This is a genomic window from Beduini massiliensis, assembly GCF_000829905.1.
In the GTDB taxonomy this organism is placed as follows: domain Bacteria; phylum Bacillota_I; class Bacilli_A; order Erysipelotrichales; family Coprobacillaceae; genus Beduini; species Beduini massiliensis.
The window spans coordinates 195,581-207,426 of sequence record NZ_CDPP01000004.1 but is presented as its reverse complement, the minus strand read 5'-3'; the positions used below and the strand labels follow the sequence as shown (position 1 = coordinate 207,426).

The window sequence follows — 11,846 nt, the reverse complement described above, 5'->3', positions numbered from 1 at the left end:
ACAATATGGATGAATATAACATTTATATTATTTGGTCTTTTTTTACTATTTAATATTTATTAATTCACCTGTAAGAGAATCCATGATGTACCCATAAATATGGATATCTTCCGGGATCAACGGATGTTTTTCCAACATTTCCACACTTTGTCTTACTGAAGTATCCGCATCTTTAAAACCGGCAAGCCAACTTTCAAACTGCACCCCACAGTATTTAACAAAGTCAATGGAGTCTTCCTGAATTCCTCTTTCTTTCATTTTGCTGATCATTGCTTCATAATCGACCGATTGAACACCACAGTCGGTATGTCCGACAATCATAATATCTTGAACACCTAGTTCATAAATCGCAATCAATAAACTTCTGACGGCACTGCCAAATGGGTGAGTAATCATTCCGCCGGCATTTTTTATAATCTTGGCATCCCCATTTTTAAGCCCTAAAGCAGCTGGCAGAAGTTCTGTTAAACGTGTATCCATACACGTGACGATGGCTAGTTTCTTTTTAGGGTATTTACCGGTTTCGTAAGGTTTATATTTTTTATCTTCCACAAATTTTTTATTATAATTTAAAATATCCTCTATCATATGCTTTCCTCCTTCTTGGGATTATAGCACTATTCTTGTGAAGCACAAGAAAAAAGTGCAGTAGTCAGATCACTTCTATTGAATTTACTATTGCAATCATGAACTTACTTTTTCATTTTACTAAAATAATTTGCGAAAAAACTTGACTTAGAGTGAACTCGAAGGTGTATCTTAGAAGCATGGAGATGGTAAAATGATGATTGCGGAAGGAAGCAGACAGTTTTGCCTTTCCAGTGATACATTTCGGGATTATGAAAGAATTGAACGGATTCCACCTATTCATAAAAATGGGATATGTGACGATCAGGAAGAAGCTTTACAATGGATGTGAGCCGTGGGCTTTCCAATCGAAGTTCTTCATGAATAGATGGAACTTTATCGTCAGAAAGAGGAAAACTATGTTGTCCGACAGGCATTACCGAAAGAACAGTGTGACTGCTTAATCGAACATATTGATGCAATGAAGGATACCTTAGGCAAATGAAATCATAAAATCGATCGTGATCATCAGATAGCAATGAATGGGAATGTATAATACTTGGCTGCTTCATTGAATCATGTTTAAACTCCCTGTTTGAAGCATTCATATATTTTGGGTAGCCAAGCCATTTTAGGTTATCGATTCTTGGTGTAAGATAAATGGAAAGGAGTATTAAGTGGATAAATTAGATGTACTAAAGAAAAAATTAGCAGCGTATCAAAAAGTAGCGATTGCATACAGCGGCGGCTGTGATTCAAATTTCTTATTGAATGTTGCAATCTTGACATTGGGGAAAGAAAATGTATTGGCTGTCTTGTGTGTAGGGGACATGATGTCTAAAGAAGATCTGGCAGAAGCCAGAACATTATTAAAAGATGTCAGACATGTAGAGATTCCTATTGATGTACTAAGTGTAAGTCAATTTAAGCATAATGCACATGATCGCTGTTATCATTGTAAGAAAATGATTATGAGTCAGGTGATCAAAGCCGCACATGCACAGGATTTTGAATATGTCATGGATGGGAAAAATAAAGATGACGAAGGGGTTTATCGTCCGGGTATTCAAGCTTGTTTAGAATTAGGAATCCTTTCACCGATGGCAGAATGCCAACTAACGAAGCAGGAAATCAGAGAGTATTCAAAAAGTTTAGGTATTGTGACACATGATAAGCCGGCAAATGCTTGTTTAGCGTCACGCTTTAACTATGATACGCTTTTAACCAAAGAAAAATTAGACAGAGTGGATAAGGCAGAAGCATTATTGCACCAATTAGGAATTTATTATGTAAGAGTAAGAGTGCAGGGTGAACTGGCACGCATTGAAGTAGAAAAAGAAAATTTTGCCAAAGTGATGGCCCATTTAGAAGTAGCAGAGGCATTAAAAGCGTTAGGCTTTCGATATGTCACTTTAGATTTAGATGGAATCACAAGCGGAAGTTACGATAAAAAATAAATGTTCCAGCATATTGAAGTGTATGAAGGGTTATAGAAATAACCGCGAAAGGGAACAATGAAACCATTAATAACGAAAACAATTTCATCAATACTGCGATTCTGGGAAGAAAGCATTTGTCACGGATTTAGACTTACGTTGACTTTGCAATATAAGATTTCCGGACTTTTTGACGTTGTTTAAAACATATATACATAGATAAAAGAAAGAGGTGGTTAAGATGAAAGTAAAAGAAATATTAGAAAAAGTAAAAAAGAATGAGCTGTCGATTGAAGAAGCAAGTGAATTGATTGATAATCCATTAGATTATGCGACGATTGATTTTAATCGTGAAAAAAGAACCGGAGTACCGGAAGTGATTTATGGGGCCGGTAAAACGAAAGAACAGATTGCCGGTATTATTCAAAATATGTTGGATCACGAGGTTTTGAATATTTTAGTCACACGGTTAGATCAAATAAAGTATACTTATTTAAAAGAACGTTATCCGGATTTTGTTTATGATGAACTTGCTGAAACATTTTTATTAGATCAAAAGCCAAGACCTAAAAATAAAGGCTTGATTGTCGTGGCATGTGCCGGGACATCGGATTTACCGGTAGCTAAAGAGGCTGCCATTACCGCCGAGTATTTAGGTAATGATGTGGAATTGATTACCGATGTAGGAGTAGCGGGGATTCATCGTCTCTTTCGTCGGATGGATGTCATTGAAAAGGCAAGTGTCATTATTGCAATTGCCGGGATGGAGGGGGCATTGGCATCCGTGATTGGCGGCTTAACGGATAAACCTGTCATTGCTGTTCCAACTTCGGTTGGGTACGGTGCCAATTTTAATGGATTGGCAGCTTTGTTAGCAATGCTCAATAGCTGTGCCAGTGGAATCAGTGTTGTCAATATTGATAACGGATTTGGTGCCGGATTTATGGCACATACGATTAATAATCTAGGAGGAAAGAAAGAATGAAAGCATTATACTTTGATTGTACCAGTGGAATCAGTGGAAATATGACATTGGGAGCTTTAGTGGAAATATTAGGAGATCATACTTATTTACTTAATGAATTAAAAAAATTGAATGTCGATGGGTATCATATCCATATTTCTAAAAGTGTTAAAAATGGGATTACCGGGACTTATGTAGATGTTCATTTAGAAAACGCAGATCATCATCACCATGATCACGAGGGGCACAGCCATGAACATAAGCATGAGCATGAAGAACACCATCATGATCACGCACATCATCACGATCATGATCATAGCCATCATCATGTACATCGTAATTTATTTGATGTCAATAAAATCATTGATGACAGTGAGATCACCCCTTCGGCAAAAGCCTTGGCAAAACGTATTTTCTTACGTGTGGCTAAAGCAGAAAGCAAAGTGCATAATGAAACACTGGAAAATGTTCATTTTCATGAAGTGGGAGCCATTGATTCTATTGTCGATATTATCGGAACAGCAGTGTTAATCGATAAAATCTCACCGGATATTATTTACAGCAGCATTGTCAATGATGGATATGGCTTTATTGAATGTGCCCATGGGACAATTCCGGTACCGGTACCGGCAACAAGTGAAATTTTTGCAGCAAGCAATGTCATTGCCAGACAAATCGATATTGATACGGAACTGGTGACTCCAACAGGGGCAGCGATTATTGCCGAACTTGCCAGCAGTTACGGTACTATGCCGGCAATGAATGTGGAAAAGATCGGTTGGGGAAGCGGAACGAAAGATTTGAAGATTCCCAATGTCTTAAAAGTTGCATATGGTGAAGTTGAAAAAGAAGCAGAGGATATTATTGTGATTGAAACGAATATTGATGACTGCAGCGGAGAAATTTTAGCTTATACTTTAGAACAGTTATTTAAAAATAAGGCTTTGGATGCATTCTTTACACCGATTTATATGAAAAAGAATCGTCCTGCCTATCGTTTAACCGTCGTGTGCAAAGAGGAGGATCTGACAGCCATGCAGACTATCATCTTTAAGCAGACAACAACGATTGGGATGCGTTATCGTCGTGAACAACGGGCAACGTTAGAACGCAAGATTAAAGAAGTAGATACTCCTTATGGAACAGTAAAAGTAAAAGAAGTCAAACACCAAGGAAACACTTATACGTATCCTGAATATGAAGATTTGAAACAAATCGCTGATGATAAGGGCATTGCCATCAAAGAACTTTATACATTGTTTAAGTAGACCGTACATACGGTCTTTTTTGATAAAATCCTTGACTTAGAGTTTACTCTAAGTGCTATGATGTACGTAAGGAACATCAAAGGGGGAATAAAGAATGGAATATGTCACATTGGGAAGAACCCAAATAACGGTGAATAGAAATGGATTTGGTGCATTGCCTGTACAGCGTGTGTCTAAAGAAGAAGGAGCAAGACTGCTAAGAAAAGCTTATGACAATGGCATTAACTTTTTTGATTCAGCAAGAGCTTACAGTGACAGTGAAGAAAAGATTGGATTGGGATTAAGTGATGTGCGTGAGCATATTTATTTAGCGACAAAAACGATGGCAACAACAGTAGAAGCTTTTTGGAAAGATTTAGAAACAAGTTTAGAAATGATGAAGACCGATTATATTGATATTTATCAATTTCATAATCCGTCATTTTGTCCGAAACCAAAAGACGGAAGCGGCTTATATGAAGCCATGTTGGAAGCAAAGGAACAAGGAAAGATCCGTTTTATCGGGATTACCAATCACCGTCTGCCGGTCGCCATAGAAGCAGTGGAATCGAATTTATATGATACCGTACAGTTTCCTTTTAGCTATATTGCGGATAAAAAAGAGGAAGATTTAGTACGTTTATGCAAAGAAAAAGATATCGGCTTTATTTGCATGAAGGCTTTATCGGGCGGATTGATTACACGTGCTGATGCCGCGTATGCTTATTTAGCACAGTTTGATAATGTATTGCCTATTTGGGGAATTCAAAAGGACAGTGAATTAGATGAATTCATTCGATTTAATGAACAGCCGCCTGTTATGAATGATGAGATTCAAGCCTTGATTAAGCACGATCGTGAGGAATTAGCAGGCGATTTTTGTCGAGGGTGCGGGTACTGTATGCCTTGTCCGGTCGGGATTCAAATCAATACCTGTGCGAGAATGTCTTTATTATTAAGACGTTCACCTGCCGGGGGACATTTATCGGAAAAAGGGCAGGCAATGATGAAAAAAATTGAGGATTGTCTAAATTGCGGTCAATGTAAATCACATTGCCCATATGGGTTAGATACACCGGAATTACTAAGAAAGAATTATGAGGATTATAAAACCTTTTTAAAATAAAACAAGGGAGAAAAAATATGGAATATCGTATTTTAGGAAGAACTGGCATAAAAGTCAGTGCTGTCGGTTTAGGCGGTGAAGGCTTTGAAGGAAAAAATAAAGAAGAGACTCAGGTCATTATAGATCAAGCAGTGGCGGAGGGCATCAACTTTATTGATATTTATAATTCCAATCCAAATGTAAGAAGTTATGTAGGAGAAGCGTTAAGCCATTATCCACGAGAAAGTTTTGTGATTGAAGGGCATTTAGGATCGATGTGGGAGAATGGCCAATATCGTCGTACCCGCAATATGACAGAAGTAAAAGAAGCTTATGAAGATTTTTTAAAGCGAATGCAGTTAGATTATGTGGATGTAGGGATGATTCACTATGTAGATGATCAAAAAGATTTTGATCAAATATTTAACGGACCAATGATGGACTATGCAAAAGCGCTGCAGCAAAAAGGTATAATCAAACATTTAGGGTTATCTACCCATAATCCGGATATTGCCTTTAAGGCAGTAGAGAGTGGATGGATTGATGTCATTTTGTTTAGTATTAATGCCGCTTACGATATGTTGCCTGCTAGTGAGGATGTTAATATATTGTTTGAGGAAGATACCTTTAATGATCGTACTTATGAGGGTGTTGATCCTAAGCGTGACCGTTTATATCAGACCTGTCAAAATGAGGGCGTGGCATTAACGGTCATGAAAGGGTTTGGGGCAGGAATCTTATTAAAAGACGAAACCTCTCCATTTAAAAGAGCCTTGACCCCTGTGCAATGTCTGCATTATTGCTTAACACGTCCGGCCGTTGCTTCGGTAGTGGTGGGGATCAGCAATGTCGAAGAATTACTAGCGGCTTCTGCTTATGCCACAAGTACAGATGAAGAAAAAGATTACAGTCCAGTATTAGCCAATGCCCCGCGTTCAGTCTTTAATGGTCATTGTATGTATTGCGGACATTGCGCCCCTTGCACAAAGAAAATTGACGTTGCCATGGTCAATAAATATTTGGATTTGGCATTAATTCAAGAAGAAGTACCGGAAACTTTACAAAATCATTATGACTTATTAGAACACCATGCCAGTGAGTGTATTGAGTGTGGGGCTTGCATGCGAAACTGTCCATTCAATGTGGATATTATTTCCAAGATGAAACAAGCCGTAAAACTATTTGGTCATTAAACCTATGAGAACATTATTTTATTAAAAATAATGTTTTTTTCCTAAATTAAAGTTATTTATTTAATGTTTGACAATAAATTTTTATTGTGTGACAATCAGCTTAGAGTTAGCGCTGGCTCTTTAAAAACAAAAGGAGAGCAATATGAATCATTCAGAATTTAAAGGAACACATTATCAATCAGGTTATGAATTTGGCAGTAAACGATTAAAAGCAGGAATCACTTTAAATACACTGCCCATTCTATTTAATGAACCGGAGAGACTGCAATATGTTAGAGAGAGTCAGAAAATTTATGAAGTTTATTATCCGGAGATTTTAGAAGAAATTGAAGGCGTTGCCGATGGAGTGCAAATGGACAGTCAAATATTAATGACTTTCTTATTAAGTATGTATAGTTATACGGCGAATAATTTTTGTACCAGTTTTGCCATTCATAAAAACGGAAAGACTTTTTTGGGACGTAACAGTGATTTTGCTTGTCATTTAGAAGAATCTTATGACAGTTGTTATTACAGTTTAGATGATTGTTATGCTTTTATAGGCAATACGACAGCATTTACGCAAATGGAAGATGGAATCAATGAACACGGCTTAGCAGCAGGACTGACTTTTATTTATCCGGTAGTGCGAAAGCCGGGATTTAATGCCGGATTTTTGGTTCGTTATATTTTAGAGAAGTGCAGGAATGTTAAAGAAGCGATTGAAACATTAAAAAGACTGCCTATCGGTTCTTCTCAAACCTTAGTATTGGCAGATCGTTACGGTGATATTGCATTAGTGGAATGCAACGCTGAAAACATAGAAGTTCAATACGCTCCTGAAAATGGCTTTGTCGTTGCTGCAAATGATTTTCATTTACCCACAATGACAACATATAAAGTTCCGATTGAAGATGGTATTCATTCAAAAGAACGCTATCAGACGGCTTTTGAAGCATTGACTCAATGCGACATCCCAGATATTCCCTTTATTAAAAAGCTATTGTCAGGGGAAATGGGATTTATGTGTCAATATGACCGTAAGCTAGGCATGGACACTGTATGGTCTAGTCTTTATGATTTGAATACAGGAAAGATTTATCGGGCAGAAGGAAATCCTTCACGTACTGATTTTCAAGAGGATCATCGATTGAATAAAGAATAGTACGTTAGGGGAAAGCAATCTGACTTTTCCCTTTTGTTATATTAATAAAACGATTATACTAAGATTAAGGAAAAATATTTCTATAGCAAAAAATCAGTATCATGTGGAAAAAGGAGGGCTAGCATGGTCACTTATGCAGTAGTGGGGTTGTTAGATGAAAAGACAACGCAATATTTTCAAACGATGTGGAAGGATTTAAAGGAACGTCAGATAACGGATTATGGGACAAGCTATCCTCATCGTTATCCTCATCTAACGTTCGCTGATTATACGGACATTGATCTAACAAGAGCAGCTGCTTTATTTGATAGGGTGCTTCAAAATCAAGAACAAATCGAATTATCTTTTTTGGTATTAGGAACATTTCTTAATACCAAAACATTATTTCTGGCGCCAACCTTTTCACAAAAACTATATGACTTGCATGCTTCTATTCATGATCATCTAAAAGAATTTGATAGGGATCAAGATTCTTTTTATCTTAAAGGACGCTGGAATCCGCACTGCACGATTGCCAGTCGTTTAAATGCATCAGAAATGAGTGAGGCTATTCACTATTGTCAGCTGTACTTAAACCCAATGAAGGTGCGGGTGGTTGAGATTGCACTCATAGAAATTACTGTGAATGCAGCTCATATAGTAGTGAGTGACCGTCTATTGTATTCGAAAAAATTGGAATGAGAATCTAATATACTGTAACGCTTGTTGCCGTTTTGATTTTAAGAAAATTCTGTCTAAAGGATTAATGAAATTTATATAGAAAAAAGCCAATGATTGAGGTTCAGGAATCATTCGCTTTTTTAATTATTCAGTTTTTTATTCGCTTTTTACTGCATCATGAAACGGATCGTCATATCATTTTTGTATGCCATGACTTGTTCCATGATCAGATCGGCACCATTAATCCCCATAAAAGGCATATGGATGGCAATCACGCTACCATGGAGTATTGGAAATGAAATCAGCATCTTAACAGTATTTTCAGCGGCTTCATTTAAAACCGGAGCACTTCCTAGAAGCATTGCATTATCGTAGGAACGAATAAGATCTAACTTATCTTTTTCATCTTCATAGAATTCTATATAATCCGGAAGATCTTTGCAGTATTTTAAGCTGTGTGATGAGATTCCTTTTACTTCATAGAAGAGTTCGTTCTTGAAGAATTCACCGATCCCCTTTACAACATAAGCCGCGCCTTCAATGATAACTTTATTTTTTAATCCTGAAAACATAAATTGTCGTCCACTGAGCTTGACCCATTGAATCTTTTTATCAAGCTTACTTATGTAGGCAGCATTGGGTTCTTTATTAAGAATATCGGCAATCATCAAGATCCAGTTTTTGGTTCCTTCATAGCCATAAGGGGCCCCTTTAGCTAATTTGGTATTTCCGCGAAGTGCAATTGTTTCTCCGGCCTGCTTTGCTTCATCTCGGATTATTAAGGTTAACTCTGCTTTAGCACATTCTTTTATGGCATCATAATCACAGTCATAGGGGAGAACACAGGTCGCTTCCATATGAAAGCATTCTTTCATAATTTGTTTGATTTCATTGACATCAGACCCAATTCGATAAATATCGTGACAGGCTCCGATAATGTTGTAAGTACCGATTACTGTTTCTTTTGTTGGTTCAACCATTGCTTTTACTGCGGCGCTTAAGGCATCACGGATACCAAGCGCATAGTCACCGCGGAAACCGCCATGTTCAAAAGGGATCAGCTTAGCCGTTACTTCTTTGCTCATCATGCGACAGGTACCCTTGATATCTGCAGCAATAACAGAAGTTAAAGAGGAACCCACAACAAAAATGCAGCGAGGATGATAACGCGCATCCACTTCTCTGATGGCGTTTTCTAATCGGGAAATATCGCCCATGATAATATCATTTTCATCAACATGCGTACTAAAGAAATTCTGCTGAACAGGGATTCCCAGATCCCCGATGATTTCTGTCCCGTAGTGTGTTGTCCCTGCCGGTCCGTATTCGATGACTACGCAGTCACGTATCGGTAGCGCTGACCAAAGAATTCCCATGCGATCGGATGCGATCGGAAATTGTCTGTATAAACTCATGATAATGCTCCTTTCTCTAAGTCACTGAGCTGTCTTTTCTTCTTCAAACCCGTAGAGAAGATATCAAGGATATGGCGTGAGAGTTCAAAGCCAATATAATCATTTCCATGCGGCAGACCGATACCGATAATACCGTGACTGAGCAGTACATCACGTTCTGCTGGGCCTAAATAAAGATCCGGTTTTAAAATTCCGTACACATCACGCAGTGAGGCCAGATTTGCAGAACGTGTTATGAGCGGATCGCATTGCTGCAGAATTTTGCTGACATGAATAATATCGTGATCTTCAAAGTCCTTAGTTTGAATCATTAGAGGGTTCATGCCTAGTGATACTAAAAAGGCATTGAGGACAAATGTATCGACGGAACTGTTTCCGTAAATATAAGTTCTGTTCTTTAATATTGGCGAGCATTCTTGAACATACTGTTCTAAAGCTATTCTTTTTTCCTGAATGCTGTTGGGAATTTCTTTATTGAGCTGCTTGAATAAGAGCTGATAGCCTTCTTCGATATCACTTGGAGTGCAACGGTCATAGAAAGAAACATAAGGAATTCCAAACTTCTTTTCCATTTCCTGTGCCAATACTAAGGCTTGGCGGCTGCACACAATATTCATCTTTGCATTAGCGGCCTGTTTCAGTTCTTCTAATGACGTGTGAGAAGGGAAGGCGAGATTAATTTTAATATCAGCTTCTTTCAAGTATTGAGCTAACTCACTGTTTCCTGCTTGTTTTCCTAAAAGATTGATGCATTGTGTATTTTGTGACGGCGCTTCCATTAAACTCACACAGGCTTTCATCGTATTTTGGACTCCCAGCATATGTCCGTCGCAGCGAAAATGATCAGTATGAATAACCGGCATGGTAATCCCATGTTTTTTACTTAGCACATCGGCTATGGCATCGATATCTTCTCCTGTCATTTCCGGTACACAGGTAGTAACCATGAAAATGACCTGCGGATGATATTCTTCGACTAATACATCGACAGCTTGTTCCATTTTCTTGCGGCAGCCAAATGTAACGTCATGGTGGTTCATGACAAAAGATACACAACGTCCATTGATTCCTCCGAACTCTTCGTAAACTAAAGAAGTGCTTTTTGTATAATACGTGCATTCTTCGGTTCCAATCACTAGCATTAAAGCATCTTCAATTAATCGAATGGTCATGGCACTGCCAAATAATGGGCAATGCGTACCCGGATAAGTGACAGACGAAAGAGGCTTAATATCTTTTAATTTTTTTATTTGTGATAAGCGATTTAACGCAAAGGGTAATGCTTGAACTTCCATTCTATATCCTCACTTTTCTATTCGTTAAACTATGATAGGCGATCACTGGCTTAGACTGGTTTTCTAAATAAATGATTTGACAAGAAACATGATATACATCTTGGATCATCTGTTCAGTGATAATCTCAAGTGGTGTGCCATGGGCTACTTTTTTACCGTCTTTTAAGACAATGATCTGATCACTGACTTCCATAGCTTGTTCAATATCATGCAGAACCATGACAATGCCAATTTTAAATTTATGATTTAATTCTTTAACCAGCTCCATAATCTCAATTTGATGAGCAATATCTAAATAGGTGGTTGGCTCATCAAGAAACAGGAATTCCGGTTTTTGAGCTAGCGCAGTAGCAATCCAAGCACGCTGGCGTTCACCGCCGGATAAACTGGAAACACGGCGTTTACGCATATGATCAATGGCAGCCGCCTGCAATGCCCAGTCCACGACGTCTTTATCTTCTGTGCCTTCTGTTTCATACCATTTTTGCCAAGGAATACGTCCGTAAGCAACTAGTTCTTCTACCGTGATATCGGCAGGGGTAAACTGAGATTGTGAAAGAACAGAAATCTTTTTTGCCAATTCTTTTGTCGGCATTTTTTGAATGTTTTTTCCTTCTAATAAAATGTTTCCGCCTAACTTGCGTAAAATACGCGTAATGGTTTTTAAAGCGGTTGATTTCCCGCATCCATTAGGTCCAATCAACGTGGTAATCTCATGCCGTTTCAGACAAATATCCATGTCCTCGATGATAACACAGTCATCATAACCGGCACGAAGATGTTCCACCTGTAAATCTTTTTCTTTTTTCATTGTTTCCAT

Annotated in this window: 12 protein-coding genes; 8 read left to right on the top strand and 4 right to left on the bottom strand. The window is 38.0% G+C overall.

Annotated features, from left to right (window positions below; all coding sequences use genetic code 11):
- Window positions 1–45: 45 nt before the first annotated feature.
- Window positions 46–588: a beta-class carbonic anhydrase gene (locus BN1225_RS04825; RefSeq protein WP_041138669.1), complete on the bottom strand. Its 543-nt coding sequence runs from the start codon at window positions 586–588 to the stop codon at window positions 46–48.
- A 193-nt stretch (window positions 589–781) separates the two neighbouring features.
- Here BN1225_RS04825 and BN1225_RS14735 point away from each other — a divergent pair, with 193 nt between their 5' ends.
- From BN1225_RS14735 to BN1225_RS14030, 8 genes are all read left to right on the top strand, one after another.
- The gene (locus BN1225_RS14735; RefSeq protein ID WP_156133048.1) at window positions 782–919 is read left to right on the top strand and encodes a MerR family transcriptional regulator; all 138 of its coding nucleotides are present in this window, start codon (window positions 782–784) and stop codon (window positions 917–919) included.
- Window positions 920–1,244: 325 nt separating this feature from the next.
- Complete coding sequence (gene larE, locus BN1225_RS04820; protein ID WP_041138668.1) at window positions 1,245–2,024, top strand: ATP-dependent sacrificial sulfur transferase LarE; 780 nt, start codon at window positions 1,245–1,247, stop codon at window positions 2,022–2,024.
- 220 nt (window positions 2,025–2,244) lie between these two features.
- Window positions 2,245–2,988: a nickel pincer cofactor biosynthesis protein LarB gene (larB, locus tag BN1225_RS04815; protein WP_041138667.1), complete on the top strand. Its 744-nt coding sequence runs from the start codon at window positions 2,245–2,247 to the stop codon at window positions 2,986–2,988.
- Window positions 2,985–4,235: a nickel pincer cofactor biosynthesis protein LarC gene (gene larC, locus BN1225_RS04810; RefSeq protein WP_041138666.1), complete on the top strand. Its 1,251-nt coding sequence runs from the start codon at window positions 2,985–2,987 to the stop codon at window positions 4,233–4,235. Before larB ends, larC begins: the two co-directional genes overlap by 4 nt.
- Window positions 4,236–4,329: 94 nt before the next feature.
- Entirely contained in the window at window positions 4,330–5,340 is a 1,011-nt protein-coding gene (locus BN1225_RS04805; RefSeq protein ID WP_041138665.1) for an aldo/keto reductase, read from the top strand.
- Window positions 5,341–5,357: 17 nt separating this feature from the next.
- The gene (locus BN1225_RS04800) at window positions 5,358–6,512 is read left to right on the top strand and encodes an aldo/keto reductase (RefSeq protein WP_041138664.1); all 1,155 of its coding nucleotides are present in this window, start codon (window positions 5,358–5,360) and stop codon (window positions 6,510–6,512) included.
- A gap of 142 nt (window positions 6,513–6,654) precedes the next feature.
- Entirely contained in the window at window positions 6,655–7,656 is a 1,002-nt protein-coding gene (locus BN1225_RS04795; protein WP_041138663.1) for a C45 family autoproteolytic acyltransferase/hydrolase, read from the top strand.
- Between the two features lie 123 nt (window positions 7,657–7,779).
- Window positions 7,780–8,337: a 2'-5' RNA ligase family protein gene (locus BN1225_RS14030; protein WP_052466352.1), complete on the top strand. Its 558-nt coding sequence runs from the start codon at window positions 7,780–7,782 to the stop codon at window positions 8,335–8,337.
- A gap of 146 nt (window positions 8,338–8,483) precedes the next feature.
- Here BN1225_RS14030 and BN1225_RS04785 read toward each other — a convergent pair whose 3' ends face one another.
- From BN1225_RS04785 to BN1225_RS04775, 3 genes are read right to left on the bottom strand one after another with little or no spacing between them, the layout of a single operon-like run.
- On the bottom strand, window positions 8,484–9,731 hold the full coding sequence (locus BN1225_RS04785) for a nitrogenase component 1 (protein WP_041138662.1): 1,248 nt from the start codon (window positions 9,729–9,731) through the stop codon (window positions 8,484–8,486).
- Window positions 9,728–11,026, bottom strand: coding sequence for a nitrogenase component 1 (locus BN1225_RS04780; protein WP_041138661.1), 1,299 nt, complete (start codon window positions 11,024–11,026; stop codon window positions 9,728–9,730). Before BN1225_RS04780 ends, BN1225_RS04785 begins: the two co-directional genes overlap by 4 nt.
- 1 nt (window position 11,027) lies before the next feature.
- Entirely contained in the window at window positions 11,028–11,846 is an 819-nt protein-coding gene (locus tag BN1225_RS04775; protein ID WP_041138660.1) for an ABC transporter ATP-binding protein, read from the bottom strand.

Excerpts from the sequence above, each read along its gene's own strand:
- BN1225_RS04825 (WP_041138669.1), bottom strand. The coding sequence starts at position 588 with ATGATAGAGGATATTTTAAATTATAATAAAAAATTTGTGGAAGATAAA.
- BN1225_RS14735 (WP_156133048.1), top strand. The coding sequence starts at position 782 with ATGATGATTGCGGAAGGAAGCAGACAGTTTTGCCTTTCCAGTGATACA.
- larB (WP_041138667.1), top strand. The coding sequence starts at position 2,245 with ATGAAAGTAAAAGAAATATTAGAAAAAGTAAAAAAGAATGAGCTGTCG.
- larC (WP_041138666.1), top strand. The coding sequence starts at position 2,985 with ATGAAAGCATTATACTTTGATTGTACCAGTGGAATCAGTGGAAATATG.
- BN1225_RS04805 (WP_041138665.1), top strand. The coding sequence starts at position 4,330 with ATGGAATATGTCACATTGGGAAGAACCCAAATAACGGTGAATAGAAAT.
- BN1225_RS04800 (WP_041138664.1), top strand. The coding sequence starts at position 5,358 with ATGGAATATCGTATTTTAGGAAGAACTGGCATAAAAGTCAGTGCTGTC.
- BN1225_RS04795 (WP_041138663.1), top strand. The coding sequence starts at position 6,655 with ATGAATCATTCAGAATTTAAAGGAACACATTATCAATCAGGTTATGAA.
- BN1225_RS14030 (WP_052466352.1), top strand. The coding sequence starts at position 7,780 with ATGGTCACTTATGCAGTAGTGGGGTTGTTAGATGAAAAGACAACGCAA.
- BN1225_RS04785 (WP_041138662.1), bottom strand. The coding sequence starts at position 9,731 with ATGAGTTTATACAGACAATTTCCGATCGCATCCGATCGCATGGGAATT.
- BN1225_RS04780 (WP_041138661.1), bottom strand. The coding sequence starts at position 11,026 with ATGGAAGTTCAAGCATTACCCTTTGCGTTAAATCGCTTATCACAAATA.
- BN1225_RS04775 (WP_041138660.1), bottom strand. The coding sequence starts at position 11,846 with ATGGAAACAATGAAAAAAGAAAAAGATTTACAGGTGGAACATCTTCGT.